The sequence below is a fragment of the Microbacterium sp. TPD7012 genome, assembly GCF_003075395.1.
Taxonomy (GTDB): Bacteria; Actinomycetota; Actinomycetes; order Actinomycetales; family Microbacteriaceae; genus Microbacterium.
The window spans coordinates 1-22,312 of sequence record NZ_QDFV01000004.1 but is presented as its reverse complement, the minus strand read 5'-3'; the positions used below and the strand labels follow the sequence as shown (position 1 = coordinate 22,312).

The 22,312-nt window shown below is 70.7% G+C and carries 21 protein-coding genes; 11 read left to right on the top strand and 10 right to left on the bottom strand.

All coding sequences use genetic code 11. The features are described 5' to 3' along the window. The 3 genes from DC434_RS11490 (at position 1) to DC434_RS11480 (ending at position 3,940) form a co-directional block, all read left to right on the top strand. Positions 1 to 1,557, top strand: coding sequence for an FAD-dependent oxidoreductase (locus tag DC434_RS11490; protein WP_347707149.1), 1,557 nt, complete (start codon positions 1 to 3; stop codon positions 1,555 to 1,557). Further along, a complete protein-coding gene (locus DC434_RS11485; RefSeq protein ID WP_116635924.1) occupies positions 1,554 to 3,620 on the top strand; it encodes a molybdopterin oxidoreductase family protein in 2,067 nt (688 codons plus the stop codon). The genes DC434_RS11490 and DC434_RS11485 overlap by 4 nt, the downstream gene beginning before the upstream one ends. A gap of 110 nt (positions 3,621 to 3,730) precedes the next feature. After that, entirely contained in the window at positions 3,731 to 3,940 is a 210-nt protein-coding gene (locus DC434_RS11480) for a methyltransferase (RefSeq protein ID WP_116635448.1), read from the top strand. A gap of 26 nt (positions 3,941 to 3,966) precedes the next feature. Here the strand turns inward: DC434_RS11480 and pheA are convergent, their stop codons facing one another. After that, positions 3,967 to 4,917, bottom strand: a complete 951-nt coding sequence (gene pheA / locus DC434_RS11475; RefSeq protein WP_116635923.1) for a prephenate dehydratase — start codon at positions 4,915 to 4,917, stop codon at positions 3,967 to 3,969. Positions 4,918 to 4,995: 78 nt separating this feature from the next. Between pheA and pgm the strand changes: the two genes are divergently transcribed. Beyond that, on the top strand, positions 4,996 to 6,645 hold the full coding sequence (pgm, locus tag DC434_RS11470) for a phosphoglucomutase (alpha-D-glucose-1,6-bisphosphate-dependent) (protein ID WP_116635922.1): 1,650 nt from the start codon (positions 4,996 to 4,998) through the stop codon (positions 6,643 to 6,645). Here pgm and DC434_RS11465 read toward each other — a convergent pair. From DC434_RS11465 to DC434_RS11435, 7 genes are all read right to left on the bottom strand, one after another. Continuing rightward, on the bottom strand, positions 6,642 to 7,745 hold the full coding sequence (locus DC434_RS11465) for a glycerate kinase (RefSeq protein WP_116635447.1): 1,104 nt from the start codon (positions 7,743 to 7,745) through the stop codon (positions 6,642 to 6,644). The two genes, pgm and DC434_RS11465, sit on opposite strands and share 4 nt — an antisense overlap. After that, a complete protein-coding gene (locus tag DC434_RS11460) occupies positions 7,742 to 8,812 on the bottom strand; it encodes a LacI family DNA-binding transcriptional regulator (protein ID WP_116635446.1) in 1,071 nt (356 codons plus the stop codon). The genes DC434_RS11465 and DC434_RS11460 overlap by 4 nt, the downstream gene beginning before the upstream one ends. Positions 8,813 to 8,840: 28 nt before the next feature. Beyond that, on the bottom strand, positions 8,841 to 9,605 hold the full coding sequence (locus tag DC434_RS11455; RefSeq protein WP_243408906.1) for a sugar phosphate isomerase/epimerase: 765 nt from the start codon (positions 9,603 to 9,605) through the stop codon (positions 8,841 to 8,843). An 85-nt stretch (positions 9,606 to 9,690) separates the two neighbouring features. Then, complete coding sequence (locus DC434_RS11450) at positions 9,691 to 10,557, bottom strand: sugar phosphate isomerase/epimerase family protein (protein ID WP_116635445.1); 867 nt, start codon at positions 10,555 to 10,557, stop codon at positions 9,691 to 9,693. Then, positions 10,554 to 11,759: a dihydrodipicolinate synthase family protein gene (locus DC434_RS11445; RefSeq protein ID WP_116635444.1), complete on the bottom strand. Its 1,206-nt coding sequence runs from the start codon at positions 11,757 to 11,759 to the stop codon at positions 10,554 to 10,556. Before DC434_RS11445 ends, DC434_RS11450 begins: the two co-directional genes overlap by 4 nt. 4 nt (positions 11,760 to 11,763) lie before the next feature. Continuing rightward, positions 11,764 to 12,927 (bottom strand): Gfo/Idh/MocA family oxidoreductase, encoded by a 1,164-nt coding sequence (locus DC434_RS11440; protein ID WP_116635443.1) that lies wholly within the window; start codon positions 12,925 to 12,927, stop codon positions 11,764 to 11,766. A 99-nt stretch (positions 12,928 to 13,026) separates the two neighbouring features. Beyond that, on the bottom strand, positions 13,027 to 14,163 hold the full coding sequence (locus DC434_RS11435) for a cobalamin-independent methionine synthase II family protein (RefSeq protein WP_116635442.1): 1,137 nt from the start codon (positions 14,161 to 14,163) through the stop codon (positions 13,027 to 13,029). Positions 14,164 to 14,357: 194 nt separating this feature from the next. Here DC434_RS11435 and DC434_RS11430 point away from each other — a divergent pair, with 194 nt between their 5' ends. Further along, positions 14,358 to 14,867, top strand: a complete 510-nt coding sequence (locus DC434_RS11430; protein ID WP_116635441.1) for a helix-turn-helix domain-containing protein — start codon at positions 14,358 to 14,360, stop codon at positions 14,865 to 14,867. A 62-nt stretch (positions 14,868 to 14,929) separates the two neighbouring features. Continuing rightward, on the top strand, positions 14,930 to 15,316 hold the full coding sequence (locus DC434_RS11425) for a hypothetical protein (RefSeq protein WP_133192799.1): 387 nt from the start codon (positions 14,930 to 14,932) through the stop codon (positions 15,314 to 15,316). A 26-nt stretch (positions 15,317 to 15,342) separates the two neighbouring features. Here the strand turns inward: DC434_RS11425 and DC434_RS11420 are convergent, their stop codons facing one another. Then, positions 15,343 to 16,515: an ROK family protein gene (locus DC434_RS11420; protein ID WP_116635439.1), complete on the bottom strand. Its 1,173-nt coding sequence runs from the start codon at positions 16,513 to 16,515 to the stop codon at positions 15,343 to 15,345. Positions 16,516 to 16,600: 85 nt separating this feature from the next. Here DC434_RS11420 and DC434_RS11415 point away from each other — a divergent pair, with 85 nt between their 5' ends. Genes DC434_RS11415 through DC434_RS11400 form a run of 4 tightly spaced genes read left to right on the top strand, consistent with a single transcriptional unit; the run spans position 16,601 to position 21,303 of the window. After that, positions 16,601 to 17,632, top strand: coding sequence for a hydroxyacid dehydrogenase (locus tag DC434_RS11415; RefSeq protein ID WP_116635438.1), 1,032 nt, complete (start codon positions 16,601 to 16,603; stop codon positions 17,630 to 17,632). Positions 17,633 to 17,634: 2 nt separating this feature from the next. Further along, the gene (locus DC434_RS11410) at positions 17,635 to 19,005 is read left to right on the top strand and encodes a sulfatase (RefSeq protein WP_116635437.1); all 1,371 of its coding nucleotides are present in this window, start codon (positions 17,635 to 17,637) and stop codon (positions 19,003 to 19,005) included. A 27-nt stretch (positions 19,006 to 19,032) separates the two neighbouring features. Then, the gene (locus DC434_RS11405; RefSeq protein WP_116635436.1) at positions 19,033 to 20,316 is read left to right on the top strand and encodes an extracellular solute-binding protein; all 1,284 of its coding nucleotides are present in this window, start codon (positions 19,033 to 19,035) and stop codon (positions 20,314 to 20,316) included. Positions 20,317 to 20,376: 60 nt separating this feature from the next. Further along, positions 20,377 to 21,303 carry a sugar ABC transporter permease gene (locus tag DC434_RS11400; RefSeq protein WP_116635435.1) on the top strand — a complete coding sequence of 309 codons (927 nt, stop codon included), beginning with the start codon at positions 20,377 to 20,379 and terminating at the stop codon, positions 21,301 to 21,303. On the opposite strand, the gene DC434_RS20345 is transcribed toward DC434_RS11400, so the two are convergent. Then, on the bottom strand, positions 21,263 to 21,784 hold the full coding sequence (locus tag DC434_RS20345; RefSeq protein WP_243408943.1) for a hypothetical protein: 522 nt from the start codon (positions 21,782 to 21,784) through the stop codon (positions 21,263 to 21,265). The two genes, DC434_RS11400 and DC434_RS20345, sit on opposite strands and share 41 nt — an antisense overlap. On the opposite strand from DC434_RS20345, the gene DC434_RS20340 reads away from it, so the two are divergent. Next, entirely contained in the window at positions 21,690 to 22,199 is a 510-nt protein-coding gene (locus DC434_RS20340; protein ID WP_243408939.1) for an ABC transporter permease subunit, read from the top strand. The two genes, DC434_RS20345 and DC434_RS20340, sit on opposite strands and share 95 nt — an antisense overlap. Positions 22,200 to 22,312: the final 113 nt, after the last annotated feature.

Here is a 22,312-nt window from a genome sequence, read left to right as displayed (position 1 = left end):
GTGCGGATCGTCGTCGTCGGCGCAGGTCCCGTCGGCATCCGGTTCGCGGAGGAGCTCCTGCCGCTCGTCTCCGCCGGCCGTGCGACGGTCACGGTGGTCGGCGCCGAGACGGCAGATCCGTACAACCGCGTGCTGATCGGCGAGTACGCCGTCGGGGAGGTCGCGGCATCCGAGCTCACGCTCACCACGGCGGCCGGCCTGCCGGGGATCGATCTGCGGCTCGGCGCCCGCGCCGAGCGCATCGATCGCGACGCGCAGCGGGTCGTCCTCGGCGACGGGTCCGCCGTCTCCTACGACCGGCTCGTGCTCGCCACGGGCGCCCGGCCGATCATCCCGACGCTGGACGGGCTGCACACCGTGGGCCCGGACGACAGCGGCCTCGACGCACGTCTGACGACGGGCGTGTGCGTGCTGCGCGACCTGTCGGACGCCGCCCAGGTGCGCGAGGTCGTGGAACGCGGCGGGCGCGTGGTCGTCCTCGGCGCCGGCGTGCTCGGCATCGAGCTGGCCATGCTCCTCGCGGATGCGGGCGCGACACCGGCCGTGGCGCACTTCGGACCGATCCCGATGCCGCGGCAGCTCGATCGCGGCTCGGCCTCGGTCCTGTCCTCCGCCCTGGCATCCGCGGGCGTCGCGCTGGTGCCGCACACCCGCGCCGAGGGCGTGATCGTCCGCGAGGACGAGAACGGAGAGCGCCGCTTCCGCGCACTCGTCAGCTCCGACGCCAAGCACATCGAGGGCGACCTGCTCGTGCTCTCGTGCGGCGTACGGGCGCGGACAGAGCTCGCCGAGGACGCCGGGCTCCGCGTCGGGAACGGCGTGCTGGTCGACAGCGACCTGCGGTCGTGGACAGACCAGCGCATCCACGCGATCGGCGACTGCGCCCACATCGCCGATCCGGAGCTCCACCTGCACGAGAAGCGCGTGCCCGGCGGTCCGAACGGCCTCGTCGGACCGGGCTGGCGCCAGGCCTCCTGGCTGGCCGCCCGCATCACCGCCGAGCTCGATGCGGCTCTCGACGCCGGTCTCGACACCGCAGAGGATCACGCTCCGTTCCGCGAGGATCAGCCCGGTGTCGTGGTGCTCAAGGGCGAGCTCGTCGATCTCGTCTCGGCCGGCGACGTCTCGGCCGATCCGTTCGCGCCCGTCCCGGCCGGCGAGGACGCCCCGGGCATCGCGGTGTGGGCCGACCCTGAGCACGGCACCTACGTGAAGATGGCGACCCGCAGCGGGGTCCTGACCGGATTCGTCTCCGTGGGGATGCCGCGCACCGCGGCCGAGCTGAGCGTGCTGTACCTGCGCGGTGGCGAGCTGCCCGCCGATCGCTCGCTGCTGCTCCGCCTCGACGACGCCGACGAGGTCGAGACGGCGAGCGGCCGCGACGCCACCCTCTGCATCTGCAACGACGTGACGGTCGGACAGGTCGAGGACGCGATCGACGACGGCTGCGGCACGGTGGCCGAGGTCGGAGGCTGCACGCGTGCCGGCACCGGATGCGGCGGATGCCGCGCCCGCATCGCCGAACTCGTCCACGCGCACGCGGCGGCGACGGCATGACCGACACCCACTGCCCCTACTGCGCGCTGCAGTGCGCGATGACTCTCACCCCGGCGCCCGACGGCCCCCTCCCGGTCAGCGTCGCCGGACGCGATTTCCCCACCAACCGCGGAGGCCTCTGCAAGAAGGGCTGGACATCGGCCGAGCTTCTCGGCGACGCCGGCCGGCTGACGACCCCGCTGATGCGCGGGGACGACGGCGAACTGCATCCCGCGGACTGGGATGCCGTCCTCGACCTGCTCGCCGCACGACTGCAGGGCATCGCGGCGGAGCACGGACGCGACGCGATCGGGGTGTTCGGCGGGGGCGGCCTCACGAACGAGAAGGCCTATCAGCTGGGCAAGTTCGCGCGCATCGCGCTCGGCACGTCACGGATCGACTACAACGGCCGCTTCTGCATGTCGTCGGCCGCCGCGGCCGCGAACCGCTCGTTCGGCATCGATCGGGGTCTCCCGTTCCCGCTGACCGATCTCGACACGGCCGAGACGATCCTGATGCTCGGGTCGAACGTGGGCGACACGATGCCGCCCTTCGTCTCGCACCTGCAGGGCGCCAGGGCGCGCGGCGGTCTCATCGTCGTCGATCCCCGACGCAGCTCGACGGCCCGCCTCTGCGCCGACGGCGGCGGCATCCATCTCCAACCCGTGCCCGGCACCGACCTGCCCCTTCTGCTCGCCCTCATCCACGTGGTGATCGCGGAGCGGCTGTACGACGCGGGATACGTGGCGCAGCGGACCTCCGGGCTCGAGCAGCTGCAGCAGTCCATATCGTCGTGGTGGCCGGAACGGGCCGAGACGATCACGGGTGTGCCGGCGACGCGCATCCGCGAGATCGCCCGCGCGCTCGCCCGCTCAGGCTCCGCCTACATCCTCACCGGCCGCGGCGTCGAGCAGCACGTCGACGGCGCCGACACCGCGACCGCCGCGATCAACCTCGCCCTGCTGCTCGGGCTCCCCGGCACCCCGGGCTCCGGGTACGGCACTCTCACCGGGCAGGGCAACGGGCAGGGCGGCCGCGAGCACGGCCAGAAGGCCGACCAGCTGCCGGGATACCGCAAGATCACCGACCCCGCAGCCCGCGCGCACGTCGCCGCCGTGTGGGGTGTGGATCCCGATGACATCCCCGGGCCTGGCGTTCCGGCCGTGGAGCTGCTGCAGGGCGCGGGCCTCCCCGGCGGAGTGCGGGCGCTGCTCGTGCACGGCTCGAACGTCGTGGTCTCCTCCCCGAACGTCGCGACGGTCCGCGCGTCTCTGGGGCGCCTCGATCTGCTCGTGGTGTCGGACTTCTTCCTCTCCGAGACGGCGCGCATGGCCGACATCGTCCTCCCGGTGCTGCAGTGGGCCGAGGAGGAGGGCACCATGACCAACCTCGAGGGGCGCGTGCTCCGGCGCCGGCGGGCCATCGCAGCGCCGGCGGGCGCGCGCAGCGAGCTGTGGATCATGGCCGAGCTCGCCCGGCGCCTCGACGCTCCCGGCGAGTGGAGTCTCGAACCGTCCGAGGTCTTCGACGAGCTCGCCCGCGCCTCCGCCGGCGGCCCCGCCGACTACTCCGGCCTCAGCCATGCCCTGCTCGACCTCGGGGTCGAGGCGCACTGGCCCTTCCCGGTCGGCAGCCTCGGCACACCGCGTCTCTTCGCCGACCGCTTCGCCCACCCCGACGGCCGCGCGCGGCTGGTCGCGGTGCGGGCCCGCGAGCACGAGGCGGCGGACGGAGGCCGGCTCAACCTCGTCACGGGGCGACTGCTCGAGCAGTATCAGAGCGGCACGCAGACCCGCCGCGTCACCGAGCTCACCGCCAAGCGCCCGGCGCTCATCGCGCAGCTGCATCCCGCCACGGCCCGGCAGCACGGCATCGGCGAGGGCGACGGCCTCCGCATCGCGAACCACCGCGGCAGCGTCACCGCGCGTGCCGAGCTGACGCGCGACATCCGTCCGGACACCGTGTTCCTGCCCTTCCACTACCCGGATGCCGGCAGCGCGAACCTGCTGACCGACGACCGCGTCGACCCCCATTCGGCCATGCCCGAGTTCAAGCGCGCCCTGGTGAGCATCTCCCCGGAGTGACTCGGAGTGCCCCGGAGCGCCCTGTCAAGGCCTGGTGCTCGGCGTGCGCGAGGCGTAGCGTCACGAGCACGGTCACCGGCCGTGTCATGGCAGTGGAAGGAGTTCCGACGATGAGCAGCACCAAGACCCTCGCCCTCTGGGTCGCCTACGGATCGAACGGAGTGGTCGGCAGCATCCGCCACGACGAAGACGGCTACGTCGTCACGATGACGGGATCGGATGCCGCGACGGGCACGTACCCGAGCCTCGCATCCGCCAAGGGCGCCCTGCACTCCCACATGGCGCCGGGCAGCGACTGGCCGCGCTTCCAGGAGCACTGACCCGTCGCCCGCCCGGCGCCCGAGGGTCAGGCCTCGGGCTCGCCCGAGAGGATGCCGCGCAGCCAGTCGCGCGCTTCGACGAACACATCGTCGGCGTAGCGATCGGGGTACTGCACGATCTGCCGATCCGCGCGGGGGTAGGAGCCGAGGAAGACGACGCGCGGGCTGAATCGGCGGATGCCGAGCAGGGCGTCCGCCATCCGCTCATGCTCGATGTGGCCGTCGGCGTCGATCACGAACCGGTAGCGGCCGAGTTCGTCGCCGATCGGCCGCGACTCGATCAGCGACAGGTTGATGCCGCGCGTCGAGAACTGCTCGAGCATCTCGAGGAGCGATCCGGGGTGGTCATGCGGGAGCTCGACGATGAGCGAGGTCTTGTCGGCACCGGTCGGCTCGGGCGGCGTCGTGGTGCGGGTGACGAGCACGAAGCGCGTCACGGCCTGCGCGTTGTCGCCGATGCCCTCGGCCAGCACGTCGACGTCGTAGTGCTTCACGATGCCGGGCGCCGCGATGGCGGCCTGCGCCGGAAGCGTGCCGTCGAGCACGCCGATCGCGGACGCCACGTTGCTGGCCGCCGGCACGTGCGAGTGCGACGGCACGTGCGCGCCGAGCCAGCCATGGCACTGCGCGTAGGCGACCGGGTGCGCCGCGATGACCTCGACCTGGTCGAGCGTGGTGCCCCGCGGGGCGACGAGCACGAAGTTCACCTGCACGAGGTACTCGCCGATGATCCGCAGACCCGGGAGTGTCGCCAGCGCATCCTGAGTGGTGGAGACACCGCCCTCGATCGAGTTCTCGATCGCGATCATCGCCGCATCGCTGCGCCCCTCGAGCACGTCGTCCAGCGCCTCGCCCACGTTGTGCACGGGGCGCCAGTCCTGCCCTCGCGCCTCGGCGACCTGGTCGAGTGCCGCCTCCGTGAAGGTTCCGGCAGGGCCGAGATAGCTGTAGGTGCGGCGTTCAGTCACGGCGTTCAGCCTATCCCCCGGTGTCGAAACGGACGTTCGGATGTCAAGACGGATGCGGTCCCCGCGATCAGAGGGCAGACTGTGGGGATGACGAGCCGTGCCGGCCTCCCCGCGGAGGACACTGACCTGATCGACGTCGACGAGCTGATCGCCGCCTACTACGACCGCGTGCCGAACCCGGAGGTCGCCGCCGAACGGGTCGTCTTCGGCACCAGCGGCCACCGCGGCTCTTCGCTGTCGAACAGCTTCAACGAGACGCACATCCTCGCCACCACGCAGGCGATCGTCGACTACCGCGCCTCGCAGGGCATCACCGGCCCACTGTTCCTCGGTCGCGACACCCACGCCCTGTCGCTGCCCGCCGAGCGCAGCGCGATCGAGGTGCTCCTCGCCAACGGCGTCGACGTGCGCGTCGACTCGCGCGACGCGTGGGTTCCGACTCCGGCGCTCAGCCACGCGATCCTCACGTACAACCGGGTCCTCGGACCGGCCGAGGGCAATGCGGGCCGCGCCGACGGCATCGTGGTGACGCCGTCGCACAACCCGCCGCGCGACGGCGGCTTCAAGTACAACCCGCCGCACGGCGGCCCCGCCGACACGGATGCCACGGGCTGGATCGCCGACCGTGCCAACGAGCTGATCGCGAACGGACTCGAGGGCGTGAAGCGCGAGCGCTTCGCCGACGTCGACTGGGACGCGATCACCGGCTACGACTTCCGCGACGCGTACGTGCGCGACCTTCCCTCGATCATCGACATCGACGCGATCCGCCGCGCGGGCGTGCGCATCGGCGCCGATCCCCTCGGCGGAGCATCCGTCGAGTACTGGGCGCTGATCGCCGAGGTCCATGACCTCGACCTCACGGTCGTCAACCCCGAGGTCGACCCGACCTGGCGATTCATGACGCTCGACTGGGACGAGAAGATCCGGATGGATCCGTCGTCGCCGTCGGCGATGGCGTCGCTGGTCGCCAAGAAGGGCGATTACGACGTGCTCACGGGTAACGACGCCGACGCCGACCGGCACGGCATCGTCACCCCGGATGCGGGCCTGATGAACCCGAACCATTACCTCGCGGTCGCGATCGACTACCTGTTCTCGCACCGGAACAAGTGGCCGCGGGATGCGGCCATCGGCAAGACCCTCGTGTCGTCGATGATCATCGACCGCGTCGCGGAGTCGCTCGGCCGGCGCCTGCTGGAGGTGCCCGTCGGGTTCAAGTGGTTCGTGCCGGGTCTGCTCGACGGCTCCGTCGCGTTCGGCGGCGAGGAGTCCGCGGGGGCGTCGTTCCTCCGCAAGGACGGATCCGTCTGGTCGACCGACAAGGACGGCATCCTGCTGTGCCTGCTCGCGGCCGAGATCATCGCCGTGACGGGCAAGACCCCCTCGGAGCGCTACGCCGAGCTCGAGCAGGCCTTCGGCTCCTCGGCCTATCAGCGCGTCGACGCCCCCGCGACCCCCGACCAGAAGGCGACGCTGTCGAAGCTGGCGCCGGATGCCGTGACCGCGACGTCGCTCGCCGGCGAGGAGATCACGGCGAAGCTGTCGCACGCGCCGGGCAACGGTGCGGCGATCGGCGGTCTCAAGGTGCAGACCGAGCACGCCTGGTTCGCGGCGCGCCCGTCGGGTACGGAAGACGTCTACAAGCTGTACGCCGAGAGCCTGCGCGGCCCCGAGCACCTCGCCGAGGTGCAGGCCGAGGCCCGTGCGGTCGTGTCGGCGGCACTCGGCGGCTAGCTCCTGCGGGCGAGGGCCGCGCCGGCCTCGCGCAGCCAGCGGGCGGGCTCGGCGAGGGCGGCATCCGAGGATCCCGCCAGGTCGGTGAGCGAAGCGGATGCCGTGAACAGGCTGGTGTCGGAATCGGCGGTGATGCGTCCCGCGGCGAGCATCGCCCTGGCACCGGCCTCCGCGGCGAGCGAGGCGATGAACGACGGGACCTTGCCGTCGCCGGACTGACCGTCGTACGAGCCCTCGCCGGTGATGACCACGTCGGCGTCGGCGATCGCATCGGCGAGGCCGATGAGCTCCGCCACCTCGGCGGCTCCGGGGGCGAGCACGCCTCCCCAGACGACGAGCGCCCCTCCTGTGCCGCCGGCAGCGCCCGTGCCGGGCAGATCCGCGTCGAGCCCGAGGAGTGCCGCGAGCTGCCCGAGCCCACGGTCGGCGAGAGTGATGTCGGCGACGGAGTTCAGCCCCTTCTGCGGGCCGAAGACGGCGGACGCGCCACGCGGGCCGACCAGGGGGTTGGTGACGTCGGTGAGCACGCGCACGTCGGGCGCGGCGCGCAGACCCGACAGATCGATCGAGGCGATGTCGGCGAGCCCACGGGCACCTCGCGCGACGGGGGCGCCCGCGGCATCGAGGAATCGGGCGCCGAGAGCTGCGAGCATCCCGGTCCCGCCGTCCGTCGAGCCGCTGGACCCGATGCCGACGACGACCCGCGAGACGCCGTGGTCGAGAGCGGCGGCGATCGCCTGCCCGAAGCCGGTCGTGTCGGCATCCCAGGGGCGGAGCGTGTCGAGCAGCTCGATGCCCGACGTCGAGGCGAGATCGATCACGGCGGTCCCGCCTGCCGCGTCGGCGGTCGGCGGCAGAAGCAGCCACGACGTGTCGATGTCCGCGCCGGTGGGTCCCTCGACCGTGACGGGCATGCGCCGGGAGCCGGGAACCGCCGCCTCGAAGGCCGCGATCGTTCCTTCGCCGCCGTCCGCCATCGGGCGGTGCACGAACTCCGCGCCGGGGTCGACCTCGGTCCATCCGGCCTGCAGGGCGACAGCGGCATCCACCGCCGTGATCGTCCCCTTGAAGCTGTCCGGAGCCAGCACGATCCGGGTCATGCCGTCGCCTCCGGCGTGCTCGCGCGCACGACGACCTCGAGAGGAAGCGGCGGCTGCTGCCAGTCCGGATCGACCGTCGCGCGGAAGGCCTGATAGCCGACCTCGGTCAGGGGCACCCGCACGGTCGTGAGGGCCGGGGTGACGTCGCTGCTGGACGGCACGTCATCGAAGCCGCAGACGGCGATGTCGGCGCCGACCTGCCTGCCGGCGTCGCGGATCGCGGACATCGCGCCGATCGCCACCACATCGCTGATCCCGAACACGAGCGTCCCTTTCTGCACACCCTCGGCGAGGGCCTCGCTCATCGCGGCGGACCCGGATTCCCGTCGGAAGTCGCCGCGCAGCACGCGTTCGACGGTTCCCCCCGCGGCCTCGAAGCCCGCGCGGAAACCGTCGAGGCGCTCATCCGAGGTGCGCACGCCCTCTGCCGCGCCGATCACGACGGCCGTGCGGTATCCGAGCTCCGCCATGCGGCGCCCGAGGGCCTCGGCGCCTGCCCTGTTGTCGATCTCCACTCGGCGCTCACCGAGACCGTCCGGGCCGAACGTGACCGTGCGGCCGCCCAGCCTGGTGTATTCACCGAGCTCGCGTGCGGTCTCCGCTTCCATCGGCTCCTCGGTGCGCGATGCCGCGAGGATCAGCCCCTGAGGTCGTTGTCCGCGGAGCGCGCGGACGATCCTGGCCTCCCGCGCGGCGTCGCGCTCGGTGATCGCGATCGTCACGACCAGGCCGTGCTCATCCGCGCCGCGGGCGACGCCGGAGGCGATCAACCCGAAGTAGGGGTCGGCGATGTCGGCGACGAGCAGCGCGATCACGGGCGATGTCCCGCGGGCGGTGGCCTGCGCCGAGACGTTGGCGGTGTAGCCGAGGTCTGCCGCTGCCGCCTCCACCCGCGCGCGGAACGACTCGGCGACCTTGCGCTCCGACCCGTTCAGGACCCGCGAGGCCGTGGCGAGAGAGACACCCGCCGCTCGGGCGACGTCGTGCAGCGTCGCCGCGGCTCCTCGAGCGGACCGTCCCGCGCGCGAGGCGGACGCAGGACCCGGGGGCGGCGAAGACGCGCTCATGATCGAGAGCCTACTGGGAGGAGCACGCTCACCCGAGCCGTCCGACGTAGGCGCGCAGCGCGGCGGCTTCCCCGAGGAGCATCTCCGGATCATCACCCGGCACGAACTCGATCAGCGCGTCGCGGGGTGGGTCCGCGACACCCTTCGCCTCGGCGAAGAACCGGGTCCAGAGCGAGTCGCGCGCACGGAGCGGCAGCCGCTCGGTCGCCGGCCACCAGGAGAAGACATGGACGGCGCTGGTGCGGTCGGCGAGCGCCCGATACTCGTCGATCGCGGTGTCGACCGATGCGTCGACGGTCGGCTGCCAGTAGGTGCTCAGGCCCGGATCGGCGACGTCGTCCAGCAGACGCAGGGTGGCGGGCGCCGTGTCGGCGAGCGTGCCGGAGTGGAACTCGAGGGCGAGACCGATCCCTCTCGCGCTGGCTTCGGATGCCGCGGCCTGCAGCCGCTCGACCACCGCCGCCCGGTCGCCCGCCGTGGCCTCGCCGGAACCGACCGAGCCCGCCCAGATCCGGATGCGATCGGCACCGAGCGCCTCGGCGCTGTCGAGGACCGGGGTGAGAGGCTCGTCGGCTCCGGCGCGGAAGTAGGAGCCGTACGAGGCGACGGCCAGCCCGGCATCCGTCGTCGCCTTCGCCACCTGCGTCGCGCGGGCGATGTCGCCCGGAGGCACGTGCACGTCGCCGCCCCACTCGATCGCCTCGAGCCCGGCATCCGCCGCCAGCGCGATGATCCGTTCCGGCGTCAGGCCGCGGAACGTCACCGAGCACAGTCCCGGCCTGATCACGGTCATGCGTTCATCCTCTCGTGAATCCCTGGGTCCCTGAGCCTGTCGAAGGGCCGACCCGGGGACGCTTCGACAAGCTCAGCGACCCAACTCAGCGCAGGTGCGGGGAGACCGCCGCGGCGAAGGTCTCCGCCGTCCGGCGCACGACGTCCTCCGGCGCATCCGCCCAGATGTCGGCGTTGAAGAGCTCGACCTCGATGTCGCGGTCGTACCCGGTCTCGATCACCGCGCGGGTCAGCGAGCCGAAGTCGATTACGCCCTCCCCGGTGTAGTGCCGCGACAGCAGCACGTCCGCGGCGAGCGGCGTCCTCCAGTCGCACACCTGGTACGTCGCGATGCGCCCCTCTCGGCCCGCGCGGGCGATCTGCGCGAGCACCTGCGGATCCCACCAGATGTGGAACGTGTCGACGGCGACGGCTGCGACCTCCGGGTCGAAGTCGGCGGCGATGTCGAGCGCCTGTCCGAGCGTCGAGACGACGGCCCGGTCGGACGCGTACATCGGATGCAGCGGCTCGATCGCCAGCGTCACTCCCGCAGCCTCGGCGTCGGGGGCCAGTGCGCCGATCGCGTCGCGCACCCGTTCGCGCGCGCCGATCAGATCGCGCGACCCCTCGGGAAGTCCGCCGGCGACGAGCACGAGCACAGCGGTCGATCCGTCGGCGCCGGCGGCGGCGAGCGCCGCGGTCTCCTCGATCGCCCGGCGATTGTCGTCGAGCGCGGCGTCGCGGGCCGGGCCGGCCGGGAGGGTGAAGAAGCCACCCCGGCAGTGCGTCGTGAAACGCAGGCCGGAGTCCGCCAGCATCCGGGCGGCGACGTCGAGCCCGACCTCGTTCACCGGCTCGCGCCAGAGGCCGATGGCCTGGATGCCGGCATCCGCGGTGACCCGCAGCGCCGTCGCCAGATCGGCGCGCTTGATGGTGGCCTGGTTGATCGAGAGGCGGGGGTCGGGGCCGGTCATACGTCCACTCCGTCCAGTCGCAGCATCCCGTGCCAGCGCTCGCGGGCGAGCTCCGGGTCCTCGAGAGCGAGGGAGGCGTTCGCGAGCTCGACGATGCGACTCAGGTGCGGCAGGCTCCGCGCCGAGTGCAGGCCGCCGACCATCTGGAACGCGGGCTGGTGGCCGTTGAGCCAGGACAGGAAGGCGACACCCGTCTTGTAGTAGAACGTCGGCGCGGCGAAGACCTGCCGACTGAGCTCCTCCGTCGGGCCGAGGATGCGCAGGTACGACTCGTGGTCGCCGGCGTCGAGCGCCTGGATCGCCGCGGACGCCGCCGGCGTAATCGCCGCGAACGCGCCGAGCAGAGCGTCGGAATAGATGCGTGCAGGACGTTCCGTCGCGCTCGCTTCGCTCCCGCGTTCGACGACCGACGAGCCGCCGATGAGGCTCACGTAGTTGAAGTCGTCGCCGGTGAACATGCGCACGCCCTCCGGGAGGCGCTCGCGCACCGCGATCTCGGACTCCGCATTCAGCAGGCTCATCTTGACGCCCGCGACCTTGCCCGGGTTCTCGCCGATCACCTCGAGCAGGACCTCGGATGCCGTCTGCCAGTCCTCCGCCCCGAAATATCCCGCCAGCTCCGGGTCGAATGCCGTGCCGAGCCAGTGCAGCACCACGGGGACCGTCGCCGACTCGAGCACCGACCGGTACACGCGCCGGTAGTCGTCGGCACCCGTCGCGATCCGCGCGAGGTGACGCGAGGCCATCAGCACGGGGCCGGCGCCCTGCTCCTCGGTGAAGTGCAGCTGCTCCTTGTAGGCATCGATGACCTGCTCGAGCGAGACGTGCGTCTCAGCGAGATGGTCGGTGTTGACGCCGACCACGACGGAGCCGCCCTCTTCCCGGGCGACCTCGGCGCTGCGCGCGATCAGCTCGCGGGTCGCCGCGGCATCCAGACCCATGTTCCGCTGGGCGGTGTCCATGGCGTCGGCGACGCCGAGCCCCCACGAGTACACGTTCCGCCGGAAGGCGAGCGTCGAATCCCAGTCGATGTCGGCGGGCTGCCCCGGAGTGTTGTCGGCATGGGTCTTCGGCACGACGTGCGCGGCCGCGTAGGCCACGCGGCTCTGCAGAGCGGATGCCGGGCGGGCGAAGGCGCCGCCCGCGTTCAGCTCAGCATCCGTCACCGAGCCGTCGGCCGCGAGGAGTCGGAGAGTGCTCATCGGGTCAGTCCAGGCTCAGGGTCGACAGCGCGATCTTGCGACCCTCGGCACTCGAGGTCAGGCCGGCCTCGGCGAACTGCACCCCGCGTGCGCCGGCGAGCAGGTCGAACGGGTAGTCGGTGCCCTCCACGAAGGAGACCAGGTACTCCTCCCACTGCTGGCGGAAGCCGTTCAGGAACACCTCGTTCGTCGGCACGGTCTGCCAGTCGGCGTCGTAGTCGCGGGTGTCCTCCAGGTCGGGGTTCCACACCGGCTTGGGCGTGGCGTTGCGCGGCTGGATCTTGGCGCCGAAGAGGCCGACCACCGCGGATCCGTGCGTGCCGTCGACCTGGAACTCGACGAGTTCGTCGCGGTTCACGCGCACGGTCCACGAGGAGTTGATCTCGGCGATGATGCCGCCCTCGATCTCGAAGATGCCGTACGCGGCGTCCTCGGCGGTGGCCGTGTAGTGCTCGCCCTTCTCGTCCCAGCGATCGGCGATGTGCACCGCCGCCTGCGCGTAGACGCTCTTCACCTCGCCGAACAGGTTCTCGAGCACGTAGTTCCAGTGCGGGAACATGTCGCTGATGATGCCGCCGCCGTCTTCGGTGCGGTAGTTCCAGCTCGGGCGCTGGGCGGGCTGCCAGTCGCCCTCGAAGACCCAGTAGCCGAACTCGCCGCGGACCGAGAGGATGCGTCCGAAGAACCCGGAGTCGATCAGGCGCTTGAGCTTCTGCAGACCGGGGAGGTAGAGCTTGTCGTGCACGACACCCGTCTTGACGCCCGCGCTCTCGGCGAGGCGGGCGAGCTCGAGCGCCTCGTCGAGCGACTCGGCGGTCGGCTTCTCGGTGTAGATCGCCTTGCCGGCGGCGATGGCCTTGCGGATCGCCGTGGCACGCGCCTTGGTCACGAGGAAGTCGGCGTAGATCTCCCACTGCGGGTCGGCGAGGGCGGCGTCGAGGTCGGTCGTCCAGTCCTCGATGCCGTGCTTCGCGGCGAGCTCGGCGAGCTTGGCCTCGCTGCGTCCCACGAGGATCGGCTTCACCGTGATGCGGGAGCCGTCGGGCAGCTCGATGCCGCCTTCTTCGCGGATGGCGAGGATCGAGCGCACCAGGTGCTGCCGGTAGCCCATGCGCCCGGAGACGCCGTTCATGATGATCCCGATCTCGCGGGTGGGGGTCTGTGTCATGGTGATGGTCCGTTCTCTGGAAGTGGGTGCGCCCCGAGGTGGGTAAGCGCTTTCCGAGATCATGGCACGAACCGGTCGGATGCCGCAACCCGCCCGTTGCTACAGCCGCGCGCTCGCGATCGCCGCCCCGGCCGACAGGGTCTCGAGCTTGGCGTAGACGATGTCCGGGTCGACGGCGCCGAATCCGGCGAAGGTCGAGAACCCGCAGTCGGATCCGGCGATCACGCGCTCCGGGCCCACGAGGGCGGCGAACTGCTCGATGCGCTGAGCGACCACCTCGGGGTGCTCGATGAAGTTCGTCGTCGAGTCGATCACCCCGGGGATGAGCACGCGGTCGTCGGGCACGAGATGCGCGAGATCGCGGAACGCCTGCCAGTCGTGCTGGTGGCGGGGATTCGACGCCTCGAAGAGCAGCCCCTGGGGCTTGGCCTTCATCAGGGCCGGGAGGATGGTGCGCATCTCGATGTCGCGGTGGTGCGGCCCCTCGTAGTTGCCCCAGCAGACGTGCATCCGCACCCGGTCGGCCGGCACGTCGCGCAGCGCGTGGTCGAGCACCTCGACGTGTCGCTCGACGACCCGCAGGTACTCGGCATCCGTCCGGTCCTTGTACGTCATGTGACGGCCGAGCCCGATGTCGGGGCTGTCCAACTGGAGGATGAACCCGGCGGCCACGATCGCCTCGTACTCCGGACGCATGGCCTCGGCCAGCGCCTCGAGGTACGCGTCTTCATCGCCGTAGTGCCGATCCGGCTGGAACAGCGCGATCACCCCCGGCGACGCCGCATTCATGAACGCGCCCGTGGGGCGGTTCCGGTCGACCGCCGCCTGCAGATGCTGCAGATCGGCCTCCAGCGGCGCGAGCGTCTTCGGGGCGATCGGCCCGACGCAGCAGGGCCGGCGGTACGTGGGCGTGCCTCCGCTGCTCGCCTGCCGCCGCAGGAACCCGGGGAACTCCTCCAGGTCGGCCGGCGGTGTGCGCGGACTGTCCCCGTCGAACCCCGTGATGCGGTCCTTGATGTAGGTCGCGTAGGAGATCTTCGACATCTCGCCGTCCGAGACGAGGTCGATCCCCGCGGCTGCCTGCCGACCGACGCACTCCTCGACCGCGGCACCGATCACCGCGTCGAACTGCGCCGCATCGACGGCGTCGCCACGCTCCTGCGCGAAGACCAGATCGGTCACGGCAGCGCTGCGCGGCAGGGATCCGACGTGCGTGGTCAGGATGCGGTCGGCCATGTCACTCCTCGATCGGCGCGCTCGCCGCGCCTCCGTCGAAGTCTGGCATACGCATGCATCGCTGGCGAGCCGAGGGGGTCGGGCCGACGCGGACACGGCGCGCGCGAGCAACCTGCGATCCAGGAAGCAAGCACCAAAATCGCTATATGTGGTTATATATTGCGTTTTTGGTGTTTATCTGGAAGCCTGACGACATGCGCGACTCTTTTCATTCGCTCACAGACGCGTTGGACGGCGACGAGCTGCTCACCACCGGCGAGGCGGCTGCACTGCTCGGAGCATCCCGCCAACATGTGGTCAATCTGATCGACCGCGGCGACCTTCCTGCTACGAGAATCGGCACGCACCGCCGCGTGCGCCGAGGCGACCTCCTCGCCGTCCGCAGCGCCTCCGTGCGATCGACGCGAGATCAGGAGCGCAGTCTCTGGTTGGGAATCGCCGTCGCAGGCGAGCTGGTGCGAGATCCGAGGCGCACTCTCGAAGCCGCACACACCACGCTCGCGGAGACCGCACGACCGAATCGATGGACCAAGGAGTGGGCGGATCTTCTCGAGGGACCGCTGTTCGGCGTTCTCCGCGCGCTCACGTCGGACACCGTCCACGCTCGCGAACTCCGCCAGAACTCCCCGTTCGCCGGCGTCCTGTCCGACCATGACCGGCAGCAGGTGCTGGATGCCTTCCGCGACTCGGCTTCCAGACGATGAGACGCGCGGATCTTGCTCACCTTCTCCGCGCTGCGGCACGCATCGCCGATCCGGAGATCCTCGTGATCGGAAGTCAAGCGATCCACGGAGCGTTCGCAGAGCACGACCTCCCGCCGCTCGCGATGGTCTCTCGCGAAGCGGACATCGCCTTCTGGAACGACGAGCGGGACCTGCTCGCCGATCGTCTCGATGGAGCCATCGGCGAGTTGTCGATGTTCGACCAAACGCACGGCTACTACGCCCAAGGGGTCAGTGTCGCGACCGCGATCCTCCCTGAGGGCTGGCGAGGGCGGGTCGTTCCGTTCGAGCATGACTTCGTGCAGGCATTGCTGGAGGCGAACCTCCTCGACGCGGTCATCCTGGATCAGAGAGCCGAGTCGCTGCCGATCACACGGATCCAGATATCCACCATCCGACGATTCCTCAAGCGGCACCTGCCCACCTCCTGACACCCGCGCTCGCCCGTCAGCCAGCCTCAGCGGGGGTCGGCGCGATCCGTGGTGAAGAGCTCGGTGACCATGTCATATCCGGCGCCGCGCGCGAAGACGTCGCTGTCGGCCGCCACGGTCACGAGCCCGGGAGCGGTGCCGTCGCCGTAGACGTACTCGCCGACGAGCGCCTGCTCGCAGCTCTCCCGGAAGGCCGGGACCCGTACCTCGGGCGAGAGCACCAGCACGATGCGCTCGGGGCCGAACATCTTCCCGGCATTGGCGAGCGCGATGCCGAGCTGGCGGCCGCCTTCGGCCAGCACGTCCTGCGCCACCTTCTCGGTGAGATCGGCCGCACCCCCGCGCCGCTCGGATTCGCGCTGCATGCCCCACACACTGCTCCAGGTCTCCAGGCACCCGGAGCCGCCGCAGTGACACGGCCGACCGCCGTCCCGATCGCCGAGGGCGGAGTGCGCGAATCCGCCGGCCGATCCCCCGAACCCGCGGTGGATGCGCCCGTGGACCAGCATCGATGCCCCGAGGCTCACCCCCACGCTGACGACGATCACGTCGCGCTCCGCGAGATCCGCGTCGAGGAGGACGAGCCCCGCGGTGAAGCTGTTCACCAGGCTGTCGATCACCACGCGCCCGGAGCTGCGGTCCTCGACCATCCGCGCGAACGGCACATCCTGCCAGCCGAGCGCGCCGCTGTGGCGGACGATCCCGCGCGGGCGATCCACGATCCCGGACAGCGCGATGCTGATGCCGCGGAGTGCGGATGCCGGATGCTCTGCCGCGACGGCATCCACGATCGCGACGACCGCATCGGCGGCGGACTCCGGATCAGTCGCGGTCAACGGGGCCGTGCGCGTGGAGACGACGTCGCCTCTCAGGTCGACCAGGGCTACCTCGACGCCGTCCGGCGAGAGACGGACGCCCGCCGCGACCACCGCATCGCGCCCGAGCTCGATGAGCCGAGCGGGGCGCCCTCCCGTCCCCCGCAGCATCTCGCTCTCGATCAGCAGTCCATCGCGGACGAGCTGGCTGGTGATCCCCGTCACCGTCGCGGGGCTGAGGCCGGTGACGCTCGTGACCTCGGCGCGCGAGGTCGTGCCGCTGCGACGGACCACATCCAGCACGAGGGCCTCATTGATCTCGCGGATGAGAGCCTTGCTCCCCACGCGCGCCAGCAGCCGGACATCCATGACCCCGTGCACCATCGCCGCTCCTCATCGTTCAGCCGATGCTCTCATTCTATTATTTTTGTCATTGACAAAACGAATCACGGCTGATTGACTTCCTGGCATGTCGAACGATGATGTCCGGGCGGACCCATACCCGCAGAGCCGCGTGTCGAGGCTGCTGCTGAGCGTCGGGAGCGCCGAGCGTGCGGCGTTCTTCCCGGCAGGGGCGCTCGAGGACCTCTCGCTCCACGCGGCCGGCATCGACATCGTCGAGCCGGAAGACGCGCGCAGCTCCGATGCCGTCTCGCTCGCCGAGATCGCGGTCGTGGCCTGGGGCTTCCCCCGACTCGACGCCGACATGCTCGCCCGGATGCCGCGGCTGCGGCTCGTCGTGAACGCGGCCTCGTCGGTGCGGGGCATCGTGAGCGACGAGTTCTGGGCCTCCGGCATCCCGATCTCGCAGGCGGGCGCCGCGATGTCACCCGCCGTGGCGGAGATGTCGCTCACCCTGACCCTCTCCCTCCTGCGCCGCGTGCACCGCATGGACCATGCCCTGCGCAACGGCACTACGTGGGCCGCGGCCCGTGACATCGCCCGCGCCAGGGAGATCAGCGGATGCCGCATCGGGGTGATCGGCGCGTCGCGCACCGGCCGCGAATACATCAGGATGTGCACGGCGCTCGGCGCCGACGTCCAGGTCTTCGACCCGTACCTGCGGGAAGACGACCCGCTCAGCACGCTGGCGGCACCCCTCGACGAGCTCCTGTCGTCCAGCGACGTCGTCGCGATCCACGCCCCCGCCACGGCGGAGACCGCAGGGATGATCGGACGCCGCGAGCTCGCGGCGATGCCGGACGGTGCGGCACTCGTCAACACGGCGCGCGCGTCGCTCGTCGACATGGACGCGCTGTTCGACGAGGTCGCCTCCGGCCGGCTCGACGCCGCCCTCGACGTGTTCGAGAGCGAGCCGCTCCCGGACGACGACCGCTGGCGCTCGCTGCCCAACGCCCTGCTCACCGGTCACGTCTCCGGAGCGACCAAGGAGTCGCGTGCGCGTGCAGGACGGATCGTGATCGGCGAGATCGCCCGCTTCCTCGCCGACGAGGACCTGCAGCACCGGGTGGCCGCCGACGCACTCGAGAGGATGGGCTGAGCATGGCGCGCAGCATCCTGCTCCTGCACTGCCACGACCTCGGCCGCTTCCTCGGGGCCTACGGCGTGACCACGGTGACGACACCGCACCTCGACGCGCTCGCTGCCGAGTCGACGGTGTTCGATGCGGCGTTCGCCACATCCCCGCACTGCAGCCCGGCACGCGCATCGCTCTTCACCGGCGCGTACCCGCAGCGCCACGGCGTGCTCGGCCTCACGCACGAGCCCTTCGGCTGGGACCTCGTCGATCCGACCACCCACCTCGCGCATCGACTCAACCGCACCGGCTACCGCACCGAGCTGATCGGCGTGCATCACGAATCGCGCGCGCTCCCCGACGAGGAGCTCGCCGCACGACTCGGCTTCGACCGGGTGCGCACGGGAGGCGACCGTGACGTCGTCGTCGAGCGCGCCATCGACGCGCTGCAGCGCGCCTCGGCATCCGACCGGCCGTTCTATCTCCAGGTGGGATTCCACGAGCCCCACCGCAGCCCCTCCGCCCGCGACCGCGCAGGGATCATGGGCTTCCTCGGCGATCGCGTCGAGCCGGACTCGGCGAACGGGGTCTCCGTCCCGTCGTACCTGAGCGACACCGCCGACGCCCAGGAGGAGATCGCCGAGCTGCAGGGCGCCGTCCGCCACATGGACGAGGGCGTGGGCGCGATCCTCTCCGAGCTGGAGCGTCTGGGCCTCGCGGACGACACGGTCGTGGTCTTCACGACCGACCACGGCCTGGCCCTCCCCCGGGCGAAGTGCACGCTCTATGACGCGGGCGTGGGAGTCGCCCTCTTCCTGCGTGTGCCCGGCCGCCCCGCCTGGACGGCGCGGCGCATCACCGGGCTCGTGAGCCACGTCGACGTCGTGCCCACGCTCCTGGAGCTCACGGCATCCGCCCCCTCCGCCGACATCGCCGGGACGAGCCTGGTGAGCCTGGTCGAGCAGGATGCGCCCGCCCGACCCTTCACCTACGGGCAGCTGAGCTATCACACCTACTTCGACCCGAAGCGCTCCGTCCGCTCCGCCGATGCGAAGCTGATCCTCAACCTGTCCAACGCGCCGCGCGCGATGGACCCGACCCAGTCGTGGATGCACCGCAGCATCCCCGTCGATCTGACGGGACCGACCATCGGGACGAGCGCGGTCATGGAGTTCTACGATCTCGCCGCCGACCCCGACGAGCTCGTCAACCTCATCGACGACCCCGCCTGGAGGGAACGGGTCGCCGCGTTCGCCGACGCCCTGTGGACCTGGATGCGGGACACCGAGGATCCTCTGCTGTCCCGCCCGGCCTCCCCCCGCCATGCCCTCGCCCTGACCACCCTCGAGCAGATCGCGCGCACGCACTCCGCGGCGTCCATCGGCGCTCGCACCTGACCCCCACCCGAGAGAGAGATCACTGCAATGAAGCACCGCATCGCCCGAGCGGCGGCCGTCACCGCCGTCGCCGCACTCGCCCTCACCGCCTGCTCCACCCCCGCTGCCGACACCGACGCCGGCGCCGGCGGCGACGACGCAGCCCTGAAGGGCGAGGTCACCCTCTGGATGTACCCGGTGATCCGCGACGAGGCCGCCAGCAAGGACTTCTGGGAGACCGCCGAGGCCGACTACGAGAAGGAGTTCCCCGACGTCGACCTCACCATCGAGCTGCAGACCTTCGACAAGCGCGACGAGCAGATCTCTGCCGCGCTCGCCGCGAACTCCGGTCCGGACATCGTCCTGATCACCCCCGATCAGGCGGCCACCTACCTCAACGTGGGTGGCCTGCTCCCCGTCGACGACGCCATCGAAGACGAGCGCGACGCGTTCTTCCCTGCCACGTTGGAGGCCGCGACGTTCGAGGACGAGCTGTACGGCGTCCCGCTGTTCCAGAACGTCTTCACGACCGCCTACAACAAGACGGTGTTCGATGAGGCGGGTCTCGAACCGCCGACGACCTGGGACGAGATCCGCGAGGCGGCCCCCGTCCTCGCCGACAGCGGCATCGCTGTGATGGACTACCTGGGCACGCCGGAGCAGACGCTGAACCTCAGCTTCTACCCGTTCCTCTGGCAGGCGGGCGGCACGGTGTTCTCCGACGACGGGACCGAGATCGCCTTCGACTCGAAGGAGGGCATCGAGGCGCTCGAGTTCCTCGTCGAGCTGCAGAAGGAGGGCGGCCTCCCCGCGGACGCCGCCACCCAGTCGGTCGGCATCGAGGGCTCGCCGCTCGCGGCCGGCACCGTCGGCATCCGCCCCACCACGCAGCCGTCGGAGCTGGCGCAGATGCGTGCGGCCCTCGGCGAGGAGAACGTCGTGGTGGGCCCGCCTCTGGAGGGCGAGACGCAGGCCACGTACGGCAACCCCGGCCTGCTGTCCCTCACGTCGATCAACAAGAGCGAGAACAGGGCGGCCGCGTCGTCCGTGCTCGCCTTCCTGACCTCGAGGGACTTCCAGACCGAGCTCAACGCCGCGGCGGGCAACTTCCCGTCCCGGACAGACGTCGAGATCGCCGGCCCTGAGGCGGACAGGGCGGCGTACGAAGCGGCTCTGAAGGTCGCGAACCCCGGCGAGCCCAACCCGGCCGCCCGCCAGGTGATGGCCGTGCTCGCCCCGTACATCCAGTCGGCTCTGCGCGGCGACCTCTCCGCGAAGGATGCTCTCGAGAAGGCCGCCGAAGAGGCGCAGGCCGTCCTCGACCGCTCCTGACCCTTCCCGCCGACACCGTGCGGGGGCTCCGGCCCCCGCACACCCACCCGAGAGGACGCCATGTCCGTCACCACCGCACCGCGCCGCACCACCGGCACCCGTGCCGCTGCGGGCCGCACCGCTCGCCGCCGCGAGGCGCTGGCCGGCATCCTGTTCGTCCTGCCCACCCTCGCGATCTTCGCCCTGTTCAAGTTCCTCCCGATCGCGGGAGCCGGGGCGATGAGCCTGACCCGGTACCGGCTCAACGGCGACATCGAGTTCCTCGGCGTCGACAACTACACACGGCTGTTCGCCGATCCGCACTTCTGGCAGAGCCTGTGGGTCACGCTGCTCTACGTCGTCTTCTTCGTGCCGCTGATCATCGTGGTCTCGCTCGCCGGGGCCGTGCTGCTGAACCGGCTGCTGCGACTGAGCGGGCTGTTCCGCGCCCTGCTCTTCGTTCCCTACCTGAGCTCCTTCGTGCTCGCCGGCATCGTCTGGAAGTGGATCTTCGCCTCCGACGGCCCGCTGAACACCGTGATCACCTCGGTCGGACTGGAGCCGGTGCCGTTCCTCACCGGCGACCAGTGGCTCGTGCTGGCGAGCCTCGCGCTCGTCGCCGTCTGGAAGGGCTTCGGGTACTCCATGCTCATCTTCCTCGCGGGCCTCAAGGCGCAGCCCGCCGAGGTGCACGAGGCGGCGACCATCGACGGAGCGGGACCGTGGAAGTCGTTCTGGCACATCACGCTCCCCCTCCTCAAGCCGGTGCTCTTCTTCGTCCTCGTGATCGAGACGATCGTCGGATTCCAGGTGTTCGACACGATCTACGTGATGACCGGCGGCGGTCCCGCCCGGGCGAGCTACAGCCTCATCTACTTCCTGTACGACCAGGGCTTCAAGTTCTTCGACTTCGGATACGCGGCGGCGGTCGGCATCGTGCTGTTCGTCATCGTGCTCGTCCTCTCGCTCATCCAGCGGGGATTCTTCGAAAGGAAGGAGCGGTCATGACCTCGACCGCCATGACTCCCGCCGCCGTCGCGGACAGCATCCGTCCGTCCTCGCCCGTGCCGGGCACCAAGCGTCCGCGCCGGCGGCGCAGCACGGGCCAGACGTGGACCCTGGTCGCGCTCATCGTGATCTCGCTGTTCACCGTCGCCCCGCTGATCGCGGTCGTGATCCTCGCGCTGTCGCCGGCGGACGCACCGACGATCCCGCATGCGATCCCCGAGGCGCTCACCTTCGACAACATCATCCGGATCTTCCGCGTCGGCGAGTTCCCGCTCTGGGTGTGGAACTCCGTCGTGTACTCGGTCGTCTCGGTCGTCATCGTGCTCTTCACCGCGGCGATGGCCGCGTACGCCCTCGCCCGCAAGCGGTTCCCGGGGCGCAACGCCCTGCTGTGGTCGATCATCGCGACCCTCATGGTCCCGATGCAGGCGACGCTGATCCCGACGTTCATCCTCGTCGCCGGAGCGGGAGGCGTGAACACCCTGTGGGGCCTGATCCTGCCGACGCTCGCGAACGCGCAGGCCGTGTTCCTGATCCGGCAGTTCGTGATGGACATGCCGGACGAGCTCTTCGACGCGGCCCGCATCGACGGAGCCGGCGAGTGGCGCACTSTTCACCAGCATCCGCCTGCCCCTGCTCTCGCCGATCGTGTTCTTCTCGTCGGTGATCGCCTTCATCTCGTCGCTGCAGACCTTCGACACGGTGTACGTGCTCGTCTCCGGCGGCGGACCCGACAACGCGACCCGCACGATCGTCTATCACATCTTCGATCTGGGCTTCGGGCGGTTCGAGTTCGGTCTGTCGAGTGCGGCGAGCATCATCCTGCTCGTGCTCACCCTCGTCATCACGGCGATCCAGTTCGGTGCGCAGAAGAAGTTCGTCCACTACGAGGATGACCCCGCATGAGCATCCAGACGCCTCCCCTCGCGGCCCCCGCGCCCGCGACCGACTCGACCATCGCGCTCACCGCCCCCGGCTACCGTCGGCGCGGGGGCCGCGAGGGGAGGCG